This window comes from Acinetobacter sp. B51(2017) (assembly GCF_003711395.1).
GTDB lineage: Bacteria > Pseudomonadota > Gammaproteobacteria > Pseudomonadales > Moraxellaceae > Acinetobacter.
In genome coordinates this window covers 38,822-62,961 of record NZ_PJRJ01000002.1, presented here as the reverse complement: position 1 = coordinate 62,961, position 24,140 = coordinate 38,822, and the positions used below count along the sequence as shown (strand labels likewise).

The window sequence follows — 24,140 nt, the reverse complement described above, 5'->3', positions numbered from 1 at the left end:
TAACGATTACCATTTTTAGATTTATGGCTTATCATCTGAGTTATTTTTTAGCAGTATAGCCGTGAATACGATTACTCTTCTTCAGCCAGATGATTGGCACGCTCATTTACGTGATGGTTTAGCATTACAACGTACTGTGCCAGATTTGGCGCGCCAATTCTCACGCGCGATTTGTATGCCTAATTTAGTACCACCGGTTAAAACCGTTGAAGAAGCCAATGCCTACCGTGAACGTATCATGGCGCATGTGCCTGAGGGTTTAAATTTTGATCCACGCATGGTGCTGTACTTCACCAATCAAACGTCGCCAGACGAAGTGGTAAAAATTAAAAACTCTGCACACGTTAATGCGATTAAACTTTATCCGGCTGGTGCAACAACCAACTCAGATAATGGCGTGAGTGATATTCAAAAAGTATATAATGTCATTGAACAGATGGAAGCCCATCAAGTGCCATTGTTATTACACGGCGAAGTAACGCATAATCATGTGGACATTTTTGACCGTGAAAAACGCTTCTTAGACGAAGTTTTAGCACCGCTGTTACAAAAATTTCCAAAACTGAAATTAGTTTTAGAGCATATTACAACAGCAGATGCGGCTGAATTTGTTTTAGCGCAAGGTGACAATGTCGCTGCGACGATTACCCCACAACATTTATTATTTAACCGTAATGATATGTTGGTTGGTGGCATCAAACCGCATTTCTATTGCCTACCGATTTTAAAACGCCAAACCCATCAAGAGAAACTGCTTGAAGTGGCAACATCAGGCAATGCCAAATTCTTCTTAGGTACCGACAGTGCGCCGCACTCGAAAGATGCCAAAGAAAATGCTTGTGGCTGTGCGGGTTGCTATAGTGCGCCAACAGCGATTGAGTTGTATGCACAAGCTTTTGACCAAGTGGGTAAAATTGAGCGTTTAGAAGGCTTTGCCAGCCATTTTGGTGCTGATTTCTATGGTCTACCACGTAATACCTCAACCATTACGTTAGTCAAAGAAGAGCAAGTAATTCCTGAAAGTTTTGACTATTTGGATGGTGAAAAAATTATCCCACTTTATGCGGGTAAAACCATCCAGTGGAGAAAAGTGTGACAGAAGAAACAAGGCCGGTCATTGGTCAACGTTTCCGTGGTTTTTTACCTGTTGTTGTCGATGTCGAGACAGCAGGTTTTAACTCACAAACCGATGCCCTGCTTGAAATTGCTGCGATTCCCATTATTTATGATGAGAATGGTCAATTTGTGCCAGGAGAAGCGCATCATGCCCATATTAATCCATTTGAAGGCGCGAACCTTGACCGTCGCTCATTGGATTTTATTGGCGTTGATCCGTTTAACCCGATGCGTATGGCGATGGCTGAAGATGAAAAAACAGCCTTAAAACGCATTTTTAAATCAATTAATGAAGTGCGTCGTCAGCAAAATTGCACCCATGCTGTACTGGTTGGGCACAATGCTCATTTTGATTTAGGCTTTTTACAAGCCGCCATTGCACGTAGTGGAACTAAAAATCAAAACCCATTTCATAGTTTTTCTGTGTTTGACACAGTCACTTTAAGTGCGGTGATGTTTGGTCAAACAGTGTTGGCTAAGTCTTGTATTCAAGCGGGTATTGAGTTTGATGGCAAGGAAGCGCATTCGGCTTTGTATGACACGCAAAAGACCGCTGAACTGTTTTGCTATATTTTGAACAAACTCGGCCCACATTTGCTTGACACTTTGGTGGCGGATCAATAAGATACCGCCATCTTCTAAACGTCCCTATCGTCTAGAGGCCTAGGACATCGCCCTTTCACGGCGGTAACCGGGGTTCGAATCCCCGTAGGGACGCCATATCTTGCCTTTTAGCACTTTTCTTATTTACATACCCTGCATAATTGGTGTGTCACTCTTCCATCTTATATAACTGATCATTAAGCATTTATTAATCTTGATTTCGCTATTCTGTTGCGTAACTCGGATTGAATCCTCTTATACTTAGGTTTACAAGCAATATTGATCCCCTAAAGCTACATGCTATACCTAAAAAATATATTTCAGCCTTCCTTTATGTTGTATTTTTAATCAAACAATCTAAATAAGAACAGATTTCCATTTCAATTGTTGCACTTTAGTTAATTATTAATGATAATCCTTCTCGTTTTCACTTGCATGTGTGTTTCCTTATGCGCTTTCATTACTCTACCCTTACCGCCGCTATACTCACAATTTTAACCACAAGTCATGCATATGCTGAAAATACCAAAACAGAAAAGCAAGTTGCACTCCTGCCGATTGTGGTAGAAGCACAACAAGGCAATGAGGTAGGAAAACAGGTCTATACCCAAGAAGATATTAAAAAAATTACCAATGTAAATAAAAATATCACCGACTTTTTACGAGTTAATCCGAATGTTCAGTTCTCAACTGATCAATCTGCCGCAAGTAGCCAAGGAGAATTAAAGCCTGCTGAAATTTCAATTAATGGTGCACAAAGCTTTCAAAATAACTTTATTATTAATGGTGTATCCAATAATCATCTAATTAACCCTGCCGAAAGCGGTGGCAACGCCTATAATAATTTTAGTACTGGCTCACAAGGCATGGCGATCAATACCGACTTACTCTGTCAGATTGAACTGCGTGACAGCAATGTTTCTGCCGAGTACGGTAACTTTACTGGTGGTGTCATCAGTGCAGATACTTGTGCTCCAAAAACTGAGGTCGGTGAGTTACACGGTACAATTAGCTATGACTACACCTCAAGTGATTGGTCACGTTTTAATTTTTTAACTGAACGTGAAAGCGAATTATTTGAAGAACCATCTGCAAGCCATCAAAAAGAATTTAGCAAACAAGGCATCAGTGCCAACCTCTACGGTAAATTATCAGATGCATGGAGCATGAATAGCTATGCTTCAAAACGTGAATCGATTATTCCAGTCTTAAGTGGTTTTGATACACCATACAAAGTTGACCAAAAACGCCATAATGACAATTTTGGTACAACACTTTTTTATGAAGGCAATGAAAATCTTAAAGCGAAATTTGGAATAGATTATGGTCTGTTAGATAGCATGACCTATACCGCTTCGCGTCGTAATTCAGGTTCTACCTTAGAAAGCCAAAGCCTGACCACCTTTGCCGAAATTGAGCAGCAATTAGACGGTGTTAAACTCACCCATAAACTTAACTATCAAAACCTAGACAGCATGCGCGATAGTGACAATAACTATGGCTATATGTGGCATTACAGCGCGGGCAGCAAAGACTGGAATGACAGCAAAACCGTCAGCGAAGGCAGTATTTTAGGTGATTTAAACCTTGAACAAGCGTCATATAGTTACCAACTTAAAGCTGCTTTAGATCCAATCACTTGGGGAAAAACCCAGCATCAATGGATCATCGGTAGCGGCTATGAACATTTTGATGTGAGTTGGAAGCGCCATGAAGATGTATATATGTCAAACACCAGTGCTATTAATATCAAAGACTTAGGTCAGCAAAGTTGTTTAGCCAATGATGCTTTATGTGATGCCACACCTACCATTCAAGGTTGGAATGGTCAATATATTGCTGCTGGTACGATCTATAAAGCTGGTGAGTTTCAAGCGCAACAAGATCGCTTCCATTTATTTGTTGAAGACCAAATAAAATGGGGTAATTTCACCACACGTTTAGGAGTTCGTGGCGATTACGATTCTTTAAGTGGTAACTTGAACATTGCACCACGTAGCACTCTGCAATATCGTCCTTTCAATGATCAACGCTTGCGTTTCACCAGCGGTTGGAACCGTTATTATGGCGCACAAACCTTAGGTACCGAATTACAAGATTTGGTTGGTACCTTACAAGAAAAAATGAGCCGTAGCTCCACAACTGCTGATTGGGTCATTACCCCTGCTGCCAACTCTAGCAATACACGCCGTTCAGATTTAGATACTCCATATACCGATGAGCGTGTATTTGCCATCAATAGCGAAATGGGTATTTGGGATGTAGGTTTAAAATGGGTACATCGTGATTTTAAAGATGAAATTTCACGTACCCGTACAGATGTACCCAACAACGGCTTTAACTTCTCTTACCAATATGCCAACGATGGTCATGGTGCATCTGATATTTATAGTCTGAGTATTCACAATACGCAGCCGATTCTGTGGGGAGCAACCCGCAACCGCTTTAGCTTAGGTGTAGACTATAGCGATGTATTCCGTAGCTATGCAGACTACAATGCTGAATTTAAAGAAGCTGAACAAGAACGTTTTGTGATGTACGGTGGTAAAGTCATACGTTGGTCAGAACGCCCTGCGACTAATTTTAACCAACCGTGGACAGCGCGTGCGAGTTGGGATATTCAACTCACCCAATTACCCATTACCATTAGTAATTTGTGGATGTATAAAGCAGCATATGACGATATGTTAAAAGATGCCGTTAAGGTCGATTATAACGGCGAAAAAATTGAGTCATATTCAGCGCAAGAAATTAAGCCACGTTTTACTTGGGACATCCGTACCAGTTATGACTGGGATTTAGGTAAAAATTATCATGCTATTTTTGGACTAAGTATCAATAACCTCACCAACCATCGTAACCGCTATTCAACGGGCTCAAGTTCAACCACAACGCCACGGATCATGGCAGAGATTGGGCGCCAATTTATGGCCGATGTCAGCTTTAAATTTTAATAAAAGAGCACTCTATGAGTGCTCTTTTATTTTAAGGACAAAAAAAATGCCACATATCCTGACGCTAGTTGCGGCTGTAGCCGCTGTATTAGCGCTCATTGTCTTTAGCTTTCAGCAAGAACAAGTACCACGGCAGCTGCAGCAAAATACTGCTGTAAGCACTGAGCAAAGCGCACAACAGCCAGAGACAGCAGCAAGTCGTCCTAGTCCTACAACTCAAACTTCACACAACAAAAGTTCAAAATTATCTGCGACAGCTAGCGCTTATTATCAACAGGCTTATGAACATGGCTATGCAAGCCTAGTAGCGGCTTTTGAAAGTGGTGCAATTGCCAATAGCGATATGAGCCAAAAAGAAAAACAAAAAATCTGTGAACTCACCTTAAGTAGGGTACACGTGGCTGAACTGAAACGCTTAGAACATACCGAGTGCCAAGTGCAAAATGGCAAAATTAGCTTTATGTCAGTTAACTCCGGCTTAAAAACGCCAGATGGAAAAATTGATCAAGCCGCGATTATTGAAAAACTCGCCTATTTGCGCGAGCATCAGCAATTGCAAACTGATGTGACCCATACCATTGCAGGCTTAGAATATAAAGAACAAGATTCGCTGTATAGCAGCGTGGTGGGTTTTGATTTAGATCAGGTCTTTGATTATTTACTCAGTATTGATGCACCACTGCCAGCATATAATCTACTCAACGACCATTTACGTGGTCATCATCCCAATCTCAATATGATTAAAAAGTTACAACAGCTCGGCTATAGCGCCGATCAAATGAGTCTTAAAATTATTAATGATGTCGAATATCAGCAAAAACGTCCTGAAATTTATCAATATTTAAACAAGTCAAACTGATGGACTACTATGCCTACTATGAGCTTCATTTTAGCGTGTCACTTTTGATGAAAAAATACTATTCATGCACATATTTTGGCAGAAAAAATCAATTAACGCGAATTTAAGAATTTTATCAAGCTAAAATCTCTATTTTTAGCTTCTATATTCTTTCATGCAAACTCCCACACATTCCAATCCGCAACTCAAGCGGGCCATGACTTCACGTCATTTAATTATGCTGTCTTTAGGCGGTGCTATTGGTACGGGCCTATTCATGGGCTCAGGGCAAGTCATCTCTCAAGCTGGCCCTTTAGGTGCAGTCCTTGCCTATATTATTGGGGGCTTAATTGCCTATATGGTGATGTTGTGTTTGGGTGAATTAGCAGTTCATTTACCAGTTTCAGGGTCATTTGGTGCTTTTGCTGCACAATATATTGGCCCTGGTACTGGCTATATGGTGGCATGGATGTATTGGCTAGGCTGGTCAGCCACCTTAGGCACGGAATTTACTGCTGCGGCCATCTTAGTCCAAGAATGGTTTCCCCAAACTTCCATTTGGTTATGGACTTTAATTTTTGCCAGTGGGGTCTTAATTTCAAACTTAAGCTCGACCCGTGCCTTTGCCGAATCTGAGTTTTGGCTGTCTTTTATTAAAGTTGCCACAGTTTTGCTGTTTATTTTACTGGGCTTTAGCTGCATTTTTGGCATTGTACCTTTCCAAGGTTATGCATCTGCACCCATGTTTCATCATTTAACCGAATATGGTTGGCTACCCAACGGCTTAATTCCATTGTTTACTACGCTCTTAATTGTTAACTTTGCCTTTAACGGTACGGAAATGATTGGTATTGCGGCAGGTGAAACAGAACATCCTGAAAAAAATATTCCTAAAGCTATTCATGCTGCAGTATGGCGACTGATTATTTTCTTTGTTGGTACCATTATTGTCATCAGTTCTTTACTCAGCTATAGCGATGCTGGCTTAAATGTGGGTGGTCATGGCGGTTTAAGTAGTAGTCCATTTGTATCGGTATTTAATTTAATGGGCATTCCTTATGCTGAGGATATGATTCGTTTTGTGATTATTACCGCACTTTTATCTACCGCTAATTCAGGTCTTTATGCAGCCTCACGTATGATGTGGGCTTTATCTGCCAAAAAACAATTGCCACGCGTCTTTAGCAAATTGAGTCAATCGGGTGTGCCTTATGTAGCTGTTTTAGTCACCATGATTGGTGGCTTACCAGGTTTATTGTCTGAACAATTTGGCGCCGATGTCATTTTTAAAAATTTAATGGGCGTTGCCGCGTTTACCATGGTGATTGTGTGGATGAGTATTTGCTGGAGTCAGTTTAATTTTCGTCGCCAATGGCTTAAACAAGGACATACTTTAGCCGAACTAAAATTCCGTACACCGCTCTATCCTCTAGTTCCTATTTTAGGTTTTGTTTGCTGTAGCGCAACAGGTTTAAGTATGGCGGCTGACCCTGAAATGTGGTCTGGCTTTATTGGCTGCTTGTTGTTTATGGCAGGCTGTTATGCGGCTTATTATGCTTTTTACCATAAAAAAGACCACTAAATATGTTGAAATAAAAGGCACTACGGTGCTTTTTATTTCGATTATGTTTGAATTAGTTGATTGAAAATACATCACTTTTTAAAAAATATGCTATTTTTTAGGCAGTCAAACTTAAAATTAAACTTTATCGTAGATTTAAATTTGACAGCCTTTAAAAAAATCCATACTATAGCCATCACCTCAAAACGTCCCTATCGTCTAGAGGCCTAGGACATCGCCCTTTCACGGCGGTAACCGGGGTTCGAATCCCCGTAGGGACGCCATCTATCACGCTTGTGATTTATAAATAAAAGTTTTCTTATTCATTATTTTATTGCAGATTTGCAGTTTTACACTACAATAGCCCGTTCCTATTCTTTTTTATTTTTCTGTTATGCAGCCATCTATGCAGCAGGGCAATTCTGCGCCTTTAAAACGCGCTATGAGTACCCGTCATTTGGTCATGATCTCACTCGGTGGTGCGATCGGGACCGGCCTATTTTTAGGCTCGGGTGAAGTCATTGCACAAACTGGACCGATTGGTGCCATTCTCTCCTATTTTCTTGGTGGTATTATCGCCTACATGGTGATGCTATGTCTGGGTGAACTCGCTGTACACATGCCAGTGTCAGGCTCATTTGGGGCTTATGCCAAACAATATATTGGCCCCGGCACAGGCTATACCATCACTTGGCTGTACTGGCTGACATGGTCCGTAACCCTTGGAACCGAATTTACCGCAGCTGCACTCTTAATGCAGGAGTGGTTCCCTGACAGTTCTATGTGGATGTGGACCTTATTCTTTGGGGCATTCGTATTTAGCTTAAATATGATTTCCACCAAATGGTTCGCAGAATCAGAATTTTGGTTAGCTTTAATTAAAGTTGTTACCGTGGTTGCTTTCATTTTGCTGGGTTTATTGGCAATTTTTGGATTCATTGGCTATCAAGGTCAAGAAACTGCGCCATTATTCACCAACTTGACTGCACAAGGTTGGTTCCCTGAAGGTTTATTCCCTATCTTTGCAACCATGCTGATTGTGAACTTTGCCTTTTCAGGGACTGAATTAATTGGTGTTGCTGCTGGTGAAACCAAAGATCCTGCGAAAAATGTACCCAAAGCCATCAATACAGCGATCTTCCGTTTATTGATCTTCTTTGTTGGTACAATTATTGTTGTGACGTGTCTTTTGCCACATCAAGATGCAGGTCTTGGCGGTGGTGGCATCAGTAGTTCACCATTCGTTGCCGTGTTCCAGCATATTGGTATTCCATATGCTGAAGATGTGATTCGTTTTGTCATTATTACCGCACTTCTTTCTGCAGCAAACTCAGGTCTATTTGCAGCATCACGCATGATGTGGTCATTGTCTTATAACAAGCAACTGCCTGCGGTGTTCTCTAAAGTAAATAAACGCGGTATTCCCTATGTTGCTGTTTGTGTAACGATGATTGGTGGTATGCCGGGTCTATTATCTGAACAGTTTGCACCTGAAACCATTTTTACTAACTTACTGGGTATTGCCGCATTTACCATGGTGGTGGTGTGGATGAGTATTTGCTTAAGCCAATTTAACTTCCGTCGTCAGTGGTATAAACAAGGTCGTAAGAAAGAAGAGCTTGGCTTTGCCGCACCATTGTTCCCAGTCGTACCCATTTTAGGCTTTATGTTCTGTTTCATCACTTGTATGAGTATGGTGTTTGATCCAACATTACAAGTCAGCTTTGTTTTGTGTCTGCTTTTTATTGCGGCATGTTATGCAAGTTACTATGCCTTCTATCACAACAAAGCTTAATTTTAATTCAGATACCAAAAGAGCAACCTAGGTTGCTCTTTTTTATATGCTGAAAAAATATGCACCATCTTTAACACATTGCTTAAAAAAACCACAATCAAATATTGCAGCAGTTTTAATTTGAAAATTTAATTTGGATAAAAAATAGCTATTTTCGTATTATTTTTCAGCAAAAATAAGGATTTCGTTTTATTTTTATACGAACAGCAATAAAATACTTAAATAAGTGCTAAAAAGCGTTTGACACACCTCCTTTCTCACCCTATTATACGCCCACCTCTGAAACGTCCCTATCGTCTAGAGGCCTAGGACATCGCCCTTTCACGGCGGTAACCGGGGTTCGAATCCCCGTAGGGACGCCAATTTCAGAAGTAACTATTTTATTAAGTCCCTATCGTCTAGAGGCCTAGGACATCGCCCTTTCACGGCGGTAACCGGGGTTCGAATCCCCGTAGGGACGCCATAAAATTCTTTAAGAATCAAATGGTTTAAAATAGATTACTTCACACGACGTCCCTATCGTCTAGAGGCCTAGGACATCGCCCTTTCACGGCGGTAACCGGGGTTCGAATCCCCGTAGGGACGCCATCTTAATTTTAAGATGCTGAAATTGAAATGCTTTATCTGTCCCTATCGTCTAGAGGCCTAGGACATCGCCCTTTCACGGCGGTAACCGGGGTTCGAATCCCCGTAGGGACGCCATATTCGAGCGTCAAGCTCTAAAAAAAGCCCAAGCATTACGACTTGGGCTTTTTTATCTCTATACAATTTAGATTCATCACTTAGGTTTAAATGTTTAAATGATGAATCTAAGTTTTAATTGAGCGTATGAGCATATTGACTGGCTTGAATCAACGCTTGGCTATAAGTCGTTTTGGGCTGAGTAAATAAGTCCTCCGTGTTTTGCAGTTCCATGACTTTGGCATGTTGCAAAACCAAGACTTGCTGACACAGCGCCCGTACCACATGCAAGTCATGACTGATAAACAGATAACTCATGCCATATTCAGCCTGTAAGCGCCTAAGCAGCGCCACAATAGCGCGTTGGGTGCTACGGTCTAGGGCAGATGTTGGCTCGTCTAAAATGATCAGTTTTGGCTTAAGGACCAAGGCACGTGCCAATGACACGCGCTGGCGTTGTCCACCAGAGAGTTCATGCGGATAACGCTGTGCAAATTCAACGGGTAACTCAACCTCAGTTAAGGCATGCTGAATACGCTGCTGAATTTCATCATTAGATAAACGCTGCAGACTTAAACCCTCACCAACAATTTGCCCAATGGTCATACGCGGATTTAAGCTACTAAACGGATCTTGAAACACAATTTGTAATTGACTACGTAAGGGACGTAATTGCTTTTGACTATAACCATTTAAGTCTTGCCCCAATAATACAATTTTACCGTCACTGGCAATCAGGCGTGCAATCGCTAAAGCCAACGAACTTTTGCCGGAACCACTTTCGCCCACAATTCCCAAGGACACACCTTGTGCTAGGGTTAAATCTAAAGGCTCAACCGCAACCACATAGTCTTTGACGCGATTGAGTAAACCTTGCTTAATTGGAAATTTCACCGCGACTTGTTGTAGTTCAAGTAAAGTGTCTTGCTGGTTTACCTGTAAAGCCTGACCAAAATCGTGATTGAGTAAGTTTTGGGTATAGGCATGTTTAGGCTGCTGGAAAATATCCTGCACGCTGCCCTGTTCAACTACCTGACCCTGCTGCATCACCACCACTTGTTGGGCATAACGGCGCACCAAATTTAAATCATGGCTAATTAAAATCATCGCCATTTGGCGCTTTTGTTGTAAATGCTGCAGTAAATCTAGAATTTGTGCTTGTAAGGTCACATCGAGCGCGGTGGTCGGTTCATCGGCAATCAGTAGCTCAGGATCTTGCGCCAATGCCATGGCAATCATGACACGTTGTCGTTGTCCCCCTGAAAGCTCGTAGGGATAGCGTCTGAGCTTATCTTCAGGCTGCGGGATACCAACATCCTCTAAGAGCGCAATCACGCGCTGACGCGTCTGTATGGCGCTTAAACCTTGTAGTCTTAAACTCTCACCAATAATTTTTTCCACCCGATGCAGCGGATTAAGCGCGGTCATCGGCTCTTGGAAGATCATGGCAATTTTTTTGCCACGAATTGCACGTAATTGTGTGGCGTTTAATCTAAGTAAATCTTGCCCTTGAAACAGCGCCTGACCAGAAATGCTTAAGGTACTGGGTAACAAACCGAGCAGTGCCAAACTACTGATGGATTTACCCGAACCACTTTCACCTACAATCGCCAGCGTTTGTCCGCGTGCGAGCTGAAAGTTTAAGTCTTGTACTAACGTCTGCGTGGCCGTTTTAATGTGTAGGCCACGTACATCAAGTAAATTATTGACGTCTTGGGTCGAATGCATCGCGGGTTGCCTCGCCAATATAAATCAGTAGAGATAGCACAATCGCTAAAGTGAAAAAGCCAGACAGCGCGAGCCAAGGCGCATTCAGATTGTTTTTACCTTGTAATAATAGCTCGCCTAATGAGGCTGCATCTGGGGGTAAGCCATAACCCAAAAAATCCAGTGCCGTGAGTGCCGTAATATTGGCAGTGAGCATAAACGGCAACTGCGATAAACTTGAGCTCATGGCATTGGGTAAAATATGCCGCATCATAATGGTGTGATCGGATACGCCTAAACTGCGTGCTGCACGCACATAATCTAAATGTCGTGCCCGTAAAAACTCGGCTCGTACCAAACCCACCAACGTTGGCCAACCAAACAGCAGCATAATTAAAAACAACCAATACACATTGGGGGTAAACATACTGACCAAAATCATCACCATAAACAGCATCGGTAAACCGCCCCACACTTCTAAAATGCGTTGCCCAATGAGATCGACCCAACCGCCATAATAGCCTTGGATCGCACCCACCAAAATACCAAGAGCTGCCGAAGCCAAAGTTAAAGCAAAACCAAATAACAGTGACACACGTAAGCCATATAAGATTCGTGCCAGAACATCACGGCCTTGGTCATCTGTACCTAACCAATTATCGGCTGTGGGTTTGGATGGCACCGGCACGGTTAAATCTAAATTTGGAGTTTGATAGGAATAGGCAATCATCGGCCAAATCGCCCAACCATTGTTTTGAATTAAAGCCTGTACCGCAGGGTCTTTATAATCAGCTTCGGTTTCAAATACCCCACCAAAGGTGGTTTCGGGATAAGTTTTTAACACCGGTACATAGAATTCCTGCTGATATTTCACCAATAAGGGTTTGTCGTTGGCAATTAACTCTGCTGCTAAGGACAATACAAAGATCAAGCTAAAAACAATAAAGCAGCCAAAGCCCAATTTATTGGCTTTAAAACGTTGTAATCGCGCCTGCATGATGGGTGACATTATTGATCCCCTCGTGCATCAAAGTTAATCCGTGGATCAATCACTTGATACAGCACATCACTCAATAAGCGCAGCAATAAGCCCAATAAAGTAAATAAAAACAGCGTACCAAAAATCACGGGATAATCGCGTTGTACAATTGCCTCAAACCCGAGCAAGCCCAAACCATCTAAGTTAAAGATAATTTCAATAAATAGATTCCCCACAAAGAAAATCCCCACCAAAGCCTCGGGTAAACCGGCAATGACGATGAGCATGGCATTACGAAACACATGCCCATACAACACTCGCGATTCGCTTAAGCCTTTAGCACGTGCCGCCAATACGTATTGTTTAGACAGTTCTTCCATAAAAGAATATTTGGTCAGATAAGTTAAACCAGCAAAGCCACCAATCACCATCGCCAATAACGGCAAGCTCATATGCCAAAAATAGTCTTTGATTTTACCCAATAGACTCAGCTCGCTAAAGTTTTCCGATACTAAGCCTTGTAACGGAAACCACTGTAAATAGCTGCCGCCGGCAAAAAATACAATTAATAAAATTGCAAAGACAAAGGCCGGAATCGCATAACCAATGGCAAGCAGCATAGAAGTGGATTGATCAAACACGCTGCCATGTTGACGGGCTTTTTTAATGCCTAAAGGAATAGAAATGCAGTAAATCAGCAAGGTGCTCCACAGACCTAAGGACAACGACACTGGCATTTTTTCCCACAGTAATGTGGTCACCGGCTTGTCTTTAAAAAAGCTGGTGCCAAAATCAAAACTGAGATAGCTTTTGATCATCAGCAAAAAGCGCTCATGCATCGGTCGATCGAAGCCATATTGCGCTTCAATTTTGGCCACCATTTCATCGCTTAAACCTTTAGCGCCTTGATAAGCGGTATTGGTTACTGCGGTTTCGCCGCCGGTTTGCCCCATCCCTGCAAAACTTTGCGCCTGTTGAATCGCTTGCTCAACCGGCCCACCCGGTGCAATTTGAATCACCACAAAATTAAGTAGCAAAATAAAAAATAAGGTGGGAATGATCAACAGCAGTCGCTTTAAAATATAAGTGCCCATGTCACTCCTAGCTGTTTGTTATTTCTGACCTAAATATTGGCGTACTTTGCCGGCTTGTTGGGCATCGCTCCACCAATAATCAATGCCGGTTGATAATTTTGGTTTTTGTTTAGGTTGTTGATACATATTCCAATACGCCAACCAGTTTTCGCCTTTGCCATAGGTTGGAATTTGGTAAAAACCTGCCCGTAATAAACGATCCAGTACCTTAGTACGTAACACCAACTGTTCACGATTGGGTGCACGAATCAGCTGTTGCACCGCATCATCAATCACCGGATTTTTAATCCCTGCATAATTGTAATTACCCGGCTCATCGGCTGCTTTGGAACTCCAAAATTGCGCTTGCTCATTACCCGGATTTAAAGACTGCGGCAACACATTGGTGGTCATATCAAAATCGCTACGGCGCATGCGTTCGATATACTGCGGTACATCAACATGGCGAATATTGACTTGAATACCTAAACGCTTCAAATTGCGTACAAATGGCATTAAAGTGCGCTGCAAACCATCTTGATGAATTAAAAATTCTAAGACAATCGGCTGACCTTTCGGATCAAGCAGTTGACCGTTTTGGAAACGATAACCGGCTTTTAATAATAAGCTGCGCGCGGTAAGTAAATTATTGCGGTTAAAGCCACTCGCATCCGAAACCGAATAGCGCCAATTGGCAAGCACACCTTGGCGTTGAATAGGATGCAATTTGCTTAAATAGGGCTTTAAAATCGCAAGTTCTGCCGGACTTGGCGTGCCTTTGGCCTCTAACTCACTATTGCTAAAATAGCTTTGTAGTCGTTTATATTGCCCATAAAACAAGGCTTTATTTTGCCATTCAAAGTCATAGGCATAGGTAATCGCTTGACGGAAACGAATATTTTGCATGGCTTTACGGCGGGTATTAAACACAAAACTTTGCGTTGCAATGGGGTTTTGATGCTGAAAACGATATTTCACCACCATGCCTTGTTTGATGGCAGGAAAGTTATACTCTGTCACCCATTTACGCGCGGTATATTCTTCGTGCAAGGTATATTGACCGGATTTAAAACCTTCAAATGCCACATCTAAATTGCGGTAATAGACATACTTAATTCGGTCAAAGTTGTAACGGCCTTTATTGACGGCTAAATCTTTGCCCCAATAGTGCGGATTGCGTTTATAGCTAATACTCCGTCCAGCATCAATTTTTTCAATTAAATAGGGCCCTGAGCCTAAAATCGGCTGCATGGTAATGCGGCTAAAATCGCGTTTTTGCCAATCTTTAGCAGCATAAATCGGTAATTGCGCCAAAATCAGTGGCATTTCACTGTTATTTTTAGATTTAAGGTGCATGCGTACCTGATGCCGACCTAGCACTTCAACCCGTGCCAGATCCGACAAATACATCTGTAAACCGGGATTAGACTTGGTTAAATAGGCATCAAAGGTAAATTTAACGTCCTGCGCTGTTAAAGCTGAACCGTCACTAAATTTGGCTTTAGGATTTAAATCAAAAGTGACTGTGGTTAAATTTTTCGGATCAAAACTGACCCGTTCAGCAAGCAGTGGATACATCATCCCCGGCTCATCTAAGGATGAACTCATCAGGCTATCAAACAGATAGTTGACGCCATCTGCAGCACTGCCCTTACCATTCATGCTATTGAGATTATCAAAAGTGCCATTGGCAGCGGTGCTTAAGTAGCCACCTTTGGGCGCATGAGGATTGGCATAAGGCATGGCATTACGCCCGCTATATTGCGGCTGACCATGCAGCGCGATATAAGGTGTCGTTTGCATGGCAGCCTGCAACGGTGCTGCCATAAACACTGCCCAAAAGGCAAACAGACGCATGTTTAGCCCTTACAGGTTTGGAACTTGAATCACTTGACCAATACGCAACTGCGCATTTGGAGTCAAATTATTCAACTCAGCCAACGCCGATTGATCTAAACCATATCGCCCAGCCACACCAATTAAGGTGTCACCGCTTTTGACACGGTAATCACTGAATTTTTTCGGAATGTGAATGGATTGACCGACACGTAAACTGGCATTGCTGCTTAAATTATTTAAGCTCGCCAATTCAGATGCCGACATGCCTAAACGACTAGCAATGCCATATAACGATTCACCCGCTTTCACGGTATGGGTTTCAGTGTTGGCGCTTTTCACTACAGTTTTGCTTAAAGTTGGCGTTGCAGCTTTTTCGGCTTTGCTTTCAGTCTTGTTTTCTGCTTTCGCTTCAATCTCGCCATCTAACTTTAAGCGTTGTCCAACACGAACGCTGCTAGTCGTTAGATTATTGAGCTGCATTAAGTAGCTCACTTGTAGATGATATTTGGCAGCAATACTAGAGAGGTTATCACCTGCTTGCACCACATATACATCCGGCATTTTTACCTGACTTGAGGTTTTCGTCGCCACTGTAGTTTTGCTTGCAGTATCTACTTTTACAGGCACATCGCCCGTTAAAGCCAAACGCTGCCCGGCACGTAAACCACTGTTACGGTTAAGTCCATTCACATTGGCAATATAATCAATCGTCAGATTATAACGGCTAGCAATCGCACTTAAAGTATCACCTGATTGCACAGTATAGCTTTCAGGTACGCTATAACCTGCCGGTACTTTCAAGCTTTGCCCAACACGTAAACTAGTATTGGTAGCGATTTGATTTAAGGCTGCCAATTCAGTCACTGAAATTTTGGCTTGATTAGCAATGCTATATAAGCTGTCACCACGCTGTACGCTATAGCTTTCGACTTTATAGCTCGGCTCAAACTTGGCTTCTTTTGCAGCCTCTTTAAGCGTAGATTTATCTTCTTTGCCTGCTGTGACCACTTCATTCAGCGGTACATTAATTTTCTGACCTGCCATTAAACTACTGCTCGCAGTTAAGCCTGAGGTTAAGTTGGCAAGTTCTTGATTGGTTAACCCATAACGATCCGCCAATGCACCTAAGTATTCACCACGCTGCACGGTATAGACTTTGGTTTTGATGTTATTGCTTTTAGTGGCAAGTGCTTTTTCTACTTCTACTTTTTTGGTTTGCGCACTTGGTTTAAGTTGTAACTTTTGACCGGTATATACACCGCTGGTCACAGTCAAGTTATTGTAATCAGCTAGATCTTTAAGGCTCAAACCATATTCATTGGCAATACCACTTAAGGTGTCATTGGCACGGACGGTATAAGTATTTGGAATCGTTTTTGGCTTAGGCGCTTCTACCACTGGCGCAACAGGTTTAGCATCATATAAATAGATGGTTGTGCCCACATACAATACAGCGTTGTCAGCAATTTGGTTCCATTTCGCTACATCACGCCAATTCACACCATGCTTCATGGCAATCATTTGCAGGTTATCACCCGGCATCACCACATAAGTGGAACGCTGACCTTTTGGTGCTACAACAACCACATCAGACTCGGTCTTAATGATATTCTTGCCTTGGTTTAACTGTGCTTCTACAGAACTTGGACTGGTATTTTCGGCCACCCCTTTTGGATAAGAGAAACCTTTGGTCACCTCTTGCCCACTTTGTTCGGCAATTGATTGACTGGTTTGTAATGCAGTTAACTTAATTTTACCATCTACAGGATCGACGATTTCCGTGCCTTGTGGTGCCAGTTGTTTCAGCTCGGCAACCACTTGGGCTTGTTCAGCTTGTGAAGCGACAGGTTTTAACACCTCATCCACAGTTTTATTGTCACCTTCAGCGCGTACTGCCGCTAAGATTTGTTCACGCTCTGCTGCACTAATCGCAGGTTCGATACGCACTGGCTGCACATTGGCCGCAGGCGTCACCGCAACCGGAATACGTGGTGCGCTTGGAATATCCGTATTGCTCGCAAAAGCAGCCAATGCAGCTGCGCCTTGTGGCGTTACAGTACGCGTATTGGTGGTGACTGACGCTGTGGTACTTGGTTTAGGTGTAGCGGATGCCGTGACAACAGGTTTGCTTGGTGTGGTTGCAGCAATAACAGGCGGTGTGGTTTTGCTTGGCGTAACCACTTTAAATGAACCACTTGGTGTCGTTGATGACGTGCTGGCTAATAAACTGCCAGTATGTAAAGTTTTTAAACGTGCATCAACGGCCGGGCTTAAATCAGCTGGAATTAAAATCCGCATTGGGCTACTGGCATCAATATATTCCCCACGATGCCCTGGGTTTAATTGATACAGTTCAGCACGGCTTAAACCGGTAATACGGGCAATGTCATTTAAAGCCACAGGCCCCACTTGAATTTCTCTAAAGTGTGGACGGTTGGCAATCGGCGGTAAACTCACGTTATAGGCACTTGGATTTTTAATAATTTGTGCCACCGCGATAAAACGCGGTACATAATACATGGTCTCCTGTGGGAGCTTTAACGACCAATAATCGGTCGGCAAACCTGCTGCTTTGTTACGGTTAATGGCTTGCTGAATACGGCCTGGGCCTGCGTTATAAGAAGCTAATGCCAACTCCCAAGAACCAAACTGGTTATATAAGCTACCTAAAAATTCATAAGCTGCACGGGTCGACTCGACCACATCACGACGCCCATCATATTGGCTGGTTTGTTTTAAACCATAAATTTTACCGGTACTCGGAATAAATTGCCACAGCCCTGCTGCTGCTGCCGAGCTGGTGGCTGCTGGGTCGTAGGAACTTTCAATAATCGGTAGTAAAGCGAGTTCTGTAGGTAAACCACGACGTTCTGCTTCCTTCACCGTGTGGTACAAATAACGTGATGCACGCGCACTTAAACGATCAATGTAGGGTTGACGCGAAATAAACCAGCCACGCTGGGCATTAATACGTGCATCGCTACGGCTTAAATCCATTTTAAAGCCCACTAACATGCGCTTCCACACATCACCATGCTTGAGCACCAATAAACGGTCGCCCTCTACTGCACGCATGTCCGTCGCAGAGAGTAAATCTTCTAGGCCATCCATGCCTGTGGCACCAAGCAGCTGAGATTGTTGGTTTTTACTTGCTGATGCTACAGGTGACGATGAACAGCCGCTGATTCCCAATGCAACCAACGCTGAACCTAATACGGTCAGTTTAAAAAAAGGTCCTTTTGACTGCCACAGGTGCGTGGTTGCTTTATACATAAACAAGAATCCAAAACTACGACTAAAATTATTGTTGAGAGTGGTCATTGTAGAGGAGCATGTCCCAGACTCAAGCGGATAATTTAGCGCGATTTTAGGATTAATGTTACAAGAATTTAAAAAAACTCCGCTGAACTGTACACAGGCACAACATGCAGTGACTTTTCGGTTTACAATGCTGCTCTCGAAATTCTGCTGTTTTTGCCTACGGATCAAGTTATGACTGAAACAATCACCTTATATGTAGATGGCGCATGTCGCGGCAATCCAGGCCTTGGTGGCTGGGGTGCCTATCTCATTTATGCTGATCAATCAGAGCAAAAACTGTGTGGTGGCGAACACGATACCACCAATAACCGCATGGAACTCACCGCTGCCATTGAAGGCATTCGTGCCTGTCCCAAAGATGCCAAGCTGATCATGTGGACGGACTCGACCTATGTGCAAAAAGGCATAACTGAATGGATTGTGGGCTGGAAAAAGAAAAACTGGAAAGGCGTTAAAAACCCAGATCTTTGGCAAACGTTAGATCAATTGTGCCAAGGTCGTGATATTGAATGGCATTGGGTCAAAGGTCATGCTGGACATGCTGGTAACGAAATGGCCGATCAACTGGCCAATTTAGGTGCTGACCAAACTACACAAGCTAACAGCACTATAACGTCCACAACGCAAACAACACCTGCAGCTGAACAGGATTGGCTACTCGATGACCCTTTTGGCTTTGATTTAGCAGAAGATGCGTTTGATGCCGAAGACGAATTTGAGCCAGAAACCGAAACCGAAACCGAAACCGAAACCGAAACCGAAACCGAAACCGAAACCGAAACCAAAACCGAAACCGAAAACGAAACCGAAACCGAAACCGAGCCTAAAACAACTTTAGCCATTCATCCAATGATTGTAATGACTGAAGCAAAGTTAGACCTACATGGCCCGCGTCAGCTCATTCTAGATACCGAAACTACTGGTTTTTATTTCCAAGATGGCGACCGCATTGTCGAAGTCGGTGCGATTGAAATGATCAACCGCAAACTGACTGGTCGCTCGATTCATATCTATATTAATCCTGAAAAACCTGTAGGTGAATCTGAAAATATTCACGGTATCTCGGATGAGTTTTTACAAGACAAACCTAAATATGCCGAAATTGCCGATGTTCTGTATGACTATTTAAAAGGCGCAGAAATCATCGCCCATAACGCCACCTTCGATATGAACTTCCTAGATATGGAGTTTGAACGCGCAGGTTTAGGTAAGTTATCCAAGGTATGTAGCGTTACTGATACTTTAGCCATGGCCAAAGCCAAACATCCGGGGCAAAAAAACTCCCTCGATGCCTTGGTACGCCGTTATGAAATTCCAGAACGTGACCGTACTTTCCACGGCGCTTTACTGGATGCCGAAATTTTAGCAGATGTCTATTTGGCCATGACCGGTGGTCAAGTCTCTTTTGATATTGAAGCCTTGTCTCATAGCGAAGAATATAATGCCGGTGGTGGTCGCGTGGTAGAAGGTGATGGCTTAGCCGTGATTTTACCTTCTGCAGAAGAATTACAACAACATGAGAACTGGGTCAATAAATACCTAGAAAAACATGGCGAAAACTGCCTTTTTGCAAAATAAAACTGCAATATTTGTAACTCTTTTGTATTTAAATACAAAAGAGTTACGTTATAGTGAAAGCAATAAACAATCAGTATGTATACGCATACCTTTACGGATAAAACTTTTAGGATAGGTGCAGATCCATGTCTTACCAAACCTCTATTCACTTCGACCCAACAGCCCTACTAATAATAAAAAATGAAGTAGATAGCTCAATTGAGCTCGTTGAATCCGCTGTTAGTAGCTTAGTTGAAGATCAAAGCTTACCTTTTGGCATTGAAGATGCCCTGAATCAGTTTGAACAATGTGCCCAAGTATTAGCACTTATTGACATGCAAAGCGTGGCAAAAATGGCACAATACTGTGCCGAACTGATGCGCAAAATTATGCAAAGCCCACAAGATATTCATTTACCTGATGTTGTGGCATTAAGTGATGGCACCAGCTTACTTAAACGCTATATTGAGTTTATTTGCCTGCGTGAAGTACAAATTCCACAGTTTTTATTGGTAACGCTCAATCGTTTAGAAATTGCCTTAGGTCATCCTTTGACGCAAGAAGGTCATCAAATTGAACCCTTATTAGCCTGCGTGCAGCCTAACTTTAAACTGCCTGCTGCACCTGACTTAGAAAAATCGGGCTATGTACAGCATTTATACAAATTGTCTTTGGCTAAATTGCTGATGCAGCAACACACTGATTTGGATCTGCAAGCGATTAAAATTGTCGCGGCCTATATGGCCTCTATGAGCAGTCAAAGTCCAAGTCAACAATATTGGCAGTTGTTTGTGGTCGCAGTCAACCAGATCGAACAATTAGCGCTCACAGAACCACGTTTACGTAGCTTGATTCAAATTGAACGTAATATTGCTGCCTTCTTAGCTGCCCCTCAGCACTTTAAAGCAGCTCTAACTGATTTGGCGACGATGTTAAGTTTATGCATCAGCCAAGAAACCCAAATTGCGCAGCATATTCGCGAACAAATTGGCAGCAGCGAAGAGCTTTTAACCGATACACAACTTCAAGTATTTAGTCGCCATTTATATGGCCCAGACTTTGACACCATCCATACGATTAGTGAATTGCTCAGCCAAGAAATTAGCCAATTGCGTCATGATATTGAATACAACTATCAAAATATGTCGCCTGATAAAGCGCAAGAATTACTGGCTAAATTCCATGAGCTGGCCAATGTCTTTATGGTATTAAACTTAAAAGACGCAGCCCAAGAATTACGTCGTCAAGCACAAGCGCTTAATCCAAGCAACTTAAAAGATCCAAACTTTGCACAGCAAGTCATGAATTGTATTCAATCAACCATGAACTCAATTGGTATTTTAGAGCGCCAACATACCTCTAGCCGCTTACAACTGGGCGTCAACAATATGAACATCTCTTTAGATCGTTTAGATGAAGCGCATAGCGTGTTGCTCAATGAAACCAAAGCCTTAATTGATCTTACTAGTCAGACTTTAGTGCAGTATCTCAGTGATCCAGATGTGACGCTGCTGGAACCCATTGCATCACAATTACGCGAAATTGGCGGCGCTTTGTTGTTCTTAAATGCACAAGCGGGGCAACATTCATTAGCATTGGCAGCGGATTTCCTACACGCGCGTTTAAGCAAACAGCAAGCGATTACTGCAACTGAGATGGACCTACTACTTGAGCCTTTAGCAAGCGCAGATATGTTGATTGACAATTTGAAAAATAAGCAGCCTGTTATGCATGCGATGTTTGATGTAGCATTACAAAGTAGCCATAAATTGAAGAATGTTGCCTAATGTCAATCGCTTATATCTTTCATCAACAACAACTGTTAGTCGATCAAAACTTTCAATTGCCTGAGGTTGAAAGACTCAGCAGTGACTTAGATTTAAACACGGGCAAGGATGTGATTGCCCGTGATTTACTGCCCGATGAAGCCATTCCTGCAGGTTTGCAACTGGTGCCCATTCGCCAATTACTCACTGTTTGGAATAGCAAACAATTTGAAGATGCCAGTCGTGCAGTGCAATTGCTAGAATGGCGTCGCAATCATCGATTCTGTAGTCATTGTGGTGACAAAACCGTAGCCCACCACAATGAATTTGCCATGATTTGCCCAAGCTGCAATTATCATCAGTATCCACGGGTTCAGCCTTGTGTGATTACTATTATTACCCGCGGTGAGGATGAAGTTTTACTGGCGCGTAATGCACGTAATCCACGTCCTGTTTATGGTTTGATTGCAGGCTTTGTTGAGGTGGGTGAAACTTTAGAAGAAGCGGTACGTCGCGAAACCCGAGAAGAAGTCGGTATTCAGGTCAAAAACTTGCAATATTTAGCCAGCCAACCTTGGCCCTTCCCGAGCAATTTAATGTTGGCCTTTCGTGCAGAATATGCTGGCGGTGAGCTGCAATTACAAGAGGACGAAATTAGCGACGCAGCCTTCTTTAAATTTGAGCAACTGCCTGAAATTCCATTTGCAGGCAGTATCGCACATGCCATGATTATGCATGTGACTCAAGGTCAGCCTGTCGCAGACGATAGCAAAGCTTGGCTTTAAGCCAACGCCTCATCAATAGCCGCGAGAATTTGCTTTTTAGTGGCAAAGTAGCGGCTAAACAGATGTGCCACAGAACCCATTAAACTAATATGCCCGGTGCGGGCAATATTCACAATCACACTATGATTGCCTTTGGCTTTCAGCGCTTGGTCAAAATCGAGCGCATTTTTAGGATGCACAATCGTGTCATTGGCAGCCACAAACAAATAATGTTTAATGCTATTGGCTTCGACAAAGTAATACGGCATCACATGGCTGTAATGCAGACATTGATCAAAGGCATCGGCACATAAAGGATCACCTTTATAATCAAAATGATATGGCCCAGCCAAACCAATAGCAGCACGAATATTGGCTTTACAATCTAGCGCATAAGGTGTCGGGTGATACAGTGCCGACATGACATTAAATGCCCCTGCCGAATGCCCCAGCAACACGATATTTTGCGTCGAAATCTGATGCTGCTGTTGCTGGGCATGCAAATAGTTTAAGGCCAAGCTTAAGTCATCAATTGAACTTGGAAAAATATGAGATGGTGCGAGATGATAATTGATCACCGCCACATCAAAGCCTTCAGTGGCAAAGGCCTCTCCCACAAAGCGATAATCTTTTTTGTCGCCATGTGACCATGCCCCACCATGCACAAATACAATTAAAGGCTGTCCTTGACGTGGCTGTTCAGTTAAATATAAATCGAGACTATGCCGAGCAGCTTCACCATAGCTCACATCGTGTTGAATACGATAGCCTGTTTTGGCAATAAACCGATTAACTGCATAAGTACCCAAATCATAGACCCGAAATTCCTTGTAGCGTTCGCGTGCCACAGCAAGCTTGTGTTTGACTTGTTGTAAATTTAACTTAGAGCCCATAACTTGGCTCTTGCTGTTCAGGATCAATGGCCACTGGCGTCGCTACGCTTGGCTGAATCAGTGGTGTCGTTAAATTGGCATTATTCTTGGTATTTTCCTCAATATTATCCACCAAAGTCACAATTTTACTGACATTGCCCACTTGCTGTAAGACACGGTTTAAATCTGTAATTTCAGCGCTATTTAAACGTCCCATGACATACAACACACCATTTTCGGTATGCACACGCACTTTAGAATCTGCCACCACAGGGGCTTTCATCAGTAAGCCACGGGTATTGGCGGTCACGGTAGTGTCTTGCATAATGGTGCTATAACCAATTTGGCTTCCCACGCTGATAAAGTTATGCACGGTTTTAACATCAGTCATGGCACGGACATTGTCTTCTGCCAGTTGCTTTAAATGTTGATCTGGCACTTGACCAGTTAAAAGTACATTGCCATGAAAACTTTCGACATTAACGCGGGATTGATGAAAACGCGCATCGAGTTTATATAAATTGATCTTTGCTGTACGCTCAATTGAAGAGTCAATAAATACTTGACCCAATGAACGTGAACCGCTATCTATCCCCACAGGCGCAGTTCCTGTGCCTTGAGAAATAAAACTCGCACAGCCCGATAAACTGGCCACACATACTAAAGTTACAGCAATACGGCTAAACACGCGATCCGTCTCCTCGTTCACTTGTT

16 protein-coding genes and 6 tRNA genes are annotated in these 24,140 nt (G+C 42.8%); 15 read left to right on the top strand and 7 right to left on the bottom strand.

Annotated elements, in window-relative coordinates; translation table 11 throughout:
• The first annotated feature begins 61 nt into the window (after window positions 1-61).
• The 12 genes from pyrC (at window position 62) to CYK47_RS01525 (ending at window position 9,569) form a co-directional block, all read left to right on the top strand.
• Entirely contained in the window at window positions 62-1,096 is a 1,035-nt protein-coding gene (pyrC, locus tag CYK47_RS01580; RefSeq protein ID WP_122898258.1) for a dihydroorotase, read from the top strand.
• Window positions 1,081-1,740: a ribonuclease T gene (gene rnt, locus CYK47_RS01575; RefSeq protein WP_164709129.1), complete on the top strand. Its 660-nt coding sequence runs from the start codon at window positions 1,081-1,083 to the stop codon at window positions 1,738-1,740. Before pyrC ends, rnt begins: the two co-directional genes overlap by 16 nt.
• Before the next feature lie 20 nt (window positions 1,741-1,760).
• Window positions 1,761-1,836 (top strand) — tRNA-Glu (locus tag CYK47_RS01570).
• A gap of 332 nt (window positions 1,837-2,168) precedes the next feature.
• Window positions 2,169-4,673 (top strand): TonB-dependent receptor plug domain-containing protein, encoded by a 2,505-nt coding sequence (locus CYK47_RS01565; protein ID WP_122898254.1) that lies wholly within the window; start codon window positions 2,169-2,171, stop codon window positions 4,671-4,673.
• Between the two features lie 46 nt (window positions 4,674-4,719).
• On the top strand, window positions 4,720-5,532 hold the full coding sequence (locus CYK47_RS01560) for a hypothetical protein (RefSeq protein WP_122898252.1): 813 nt from the start codon (window positions 4,720-4,722) through the stop codon (window positions 5,530-5,532).
• Window positions 5,533-5,686: 154 nt separating this feature from the next.
• Entirely contained in the window at window positions 5,687-7,093 is a 1,407-nt protein-coding gene (locus CYK47_RS01555; RefSeq protein WP_122898250.1) for an amino acid permease, read from the top strand.
• 187 nt (window positions 7,094-7,280) lie between these two features.
• Window positions 7,281-7,356, top strand: a tRNA-Glu gene (locus tag CYK47_RS01550).
• A gap of 110 nt (window positions 7,357-7,466) precedes the next feature.
• Window positions 7,467-8,867 carry an amino acid permease gene (locus tag CYK47_RS01545; protein ID WP_164709128.1) on the top strand — a complete coding sequence of 467 codons (1,401 nt, stop codon included), beginning with the start codon at window positions 7,467-7,469 and terminating at the stop codon, window positions 8,865-8,867.
• Between the two features lie 286 nt (window positions 8,868-9,153).
• Window positions 9,154-9,229 (top strand) — tRNA-Glu (locus CYK47_RS01540).
• 25 nt (window positions 9,230-9,254) lie between these two features.
• Window positions 9,255-9,330: transfer RNA gene (locus CYK47_RS01535), tRNA-Glu, on the top strand.
• 49 nt (window positions 9,331-9,379) lie between these two features.
• A tRNA-Glu gene (locus CYK47_RS01530) sits at window positions 9,380-9,455 on the top strand.
• A gap of 38 nt (window positions 9,456-9,493) precedes the next feature.
• Window positions 9,494-9,569, top strand: a tRNA-Glu gene (locus tag CYK47_RS01525).
• A gap of 114 nt (window positions 9,570-9,683) precedes the next feature.
• Here CYK47_RS01525 and CYK47_RS01520 read toward each other — a convergent pair.
• The 5 genes from CYK47_RS01520 to CYK47_RS01500 are packed head-to-tail and all read right to left on the bottom strand — an operon-like array spanning window position 9,684 to window position 18,419.
• Window positions 9,684-11,276: an ABC transporter ATP-binding protein gene (locus CYK47_RS01520; RefSeq protein WP_122898245.1), complete on the bottom strand. Its 1,593-nt coding sequence runs from the start codon at window positions 11,274-11,276 to the stop codon at window positions 9,684-9,686.
• On the bottom strand, window positions 11,251-12,264 hold the full coding sequence (locus CYK47_RS01515) for an ABC transporter permease (protein WP_122898243.1): 1,014 nt from the start codon (window positions 12,262-12,264) through the stop codon (window positions 11,251-11,253). Before CYK47_RS01515 ends, CYK47_RS01520 begins: the two co-directional genes overlap by 26 nt.
• Window positions 12,264-13,328: a microcin C ABC transporter permease YejB gene (locus CYK47_RS01510; RefSeq protein ID WP_122898242.1), complete on the bottom strand. Its 1,065-nt coding sequence runs from the start codon at window positions 13,326-13,328 to the stop codon at window positions 12,264-12,266. Before CYK47_RS01510 ends, CYK47_RS01515 begins: the two co-directional genes overlap by 1 nt.
• 18 nt (window positions 13,329-13,346) lie before the next feature.
• On the bottom strand, window positions 13,347-15,164 hold the full coding sequence (locus tag CYK47_RS01505) for an extracellular solute-binding protein (RefSeq protein WP_122898240.1): 1,818 nt from the start codon (window positions 15,162-15,164) through the stop codon (window positions 13,347-13,349).
• Between the two features lie 9 nt (window positions 15,165-15,173).
• Entirely contained in the window at window positions 15,174-18,419 is a 3,246-nt protein-coding gene (locus CYK47_RS01500) for a LysM peptidoglycan-binding domain-containing protein (protein WP_122898238.1), read from the bottom strand.
• Window positions 18,420-18,638: 219 nt separating this feature from the next.
• Between CYK47_RS01500 and dnaQ the strand changes: the two genes are divergently transcribed.
• From dnaQ to nudC, 3 genes are all read left to right on the top strand, one after another.
• Window positions 18,639-20,045, top strand: a complete 1,407-nt coding sequence (gene dnaQ, locus CYK47_RS01495; RefSeq protein WP_122898236.1) for a DNA polymerase III subunit epsilon — start codon at window positions 18,639-18,641, stop codon at window positions 20,043-20,045.
• Between the two features lie 125 nt (window positions 20,046-20,170).
• Window positions 20,171-21,811 carry a chemotaxis protein gene (locus tag CYK47_RS01490; RefSeq protein WP_122898234.1) on the top strand — a complete coding sequence of 547 codons (1,641 nt, stop codon included), beginning with the start codon at window positions 20,171-20,173 and terminating at the stop codon, window positions 21,809-21,811.
• Window positions 21,811-22,575: an NAD(+) diphosphatase gene (gene nudC, locus CYK47_RS01485; RefSeq protein ID WP_122898232.1), complete on the top strand. Its 765-nt coding sequence runs from the start codon at window positions 21,811-21,813 to the stop codon at window positions 22,573-22,575. The genes CYK47_RS01490 and nudC overlap by 1 nt, the downstream gene beginning before the upstream one ends.
• On the opposite strand, the gene CYK47_RS01480 is transcribed toward nudC, so the two are convergent.
• Both CYK47_RS01480 and CYK47_RS01475 read right to left on the bottom strand, forming a co-directional pair.
• Window positions 22,572-23,447 carry an alpha/beta hydrolase gene (locus CYK47_RS01480; protein ID WP_122898230.1) on the bottom strand — a complete coding sequence of 292 codons (876 nt, stop codon included), beginning with the start codon at window positions 23,445-23,447 and terminating at the stop codon, window positions 22,572-22,574. The two genes, nudC and CYK47_RS01480, sit on opposite strands and share 4 nt — an antisense overlap.
• Window positions 23,437-24,114, bottom strand: coding sequence for a BON domain-containing protein (locus tag CYK47_RS01475; RefSeq protein WP_122898228.1), 678 nt, complete (start codon window positions 24,112-24,114; stop codon window positions 23,437-23,439). Before CYK47_RS01475 ends, CYK47_RS01480 begins: the two co-directional genes overlap by 11 nt.
• Window positions 24,115-24,140: the final 26 nt, after the last annotated feature.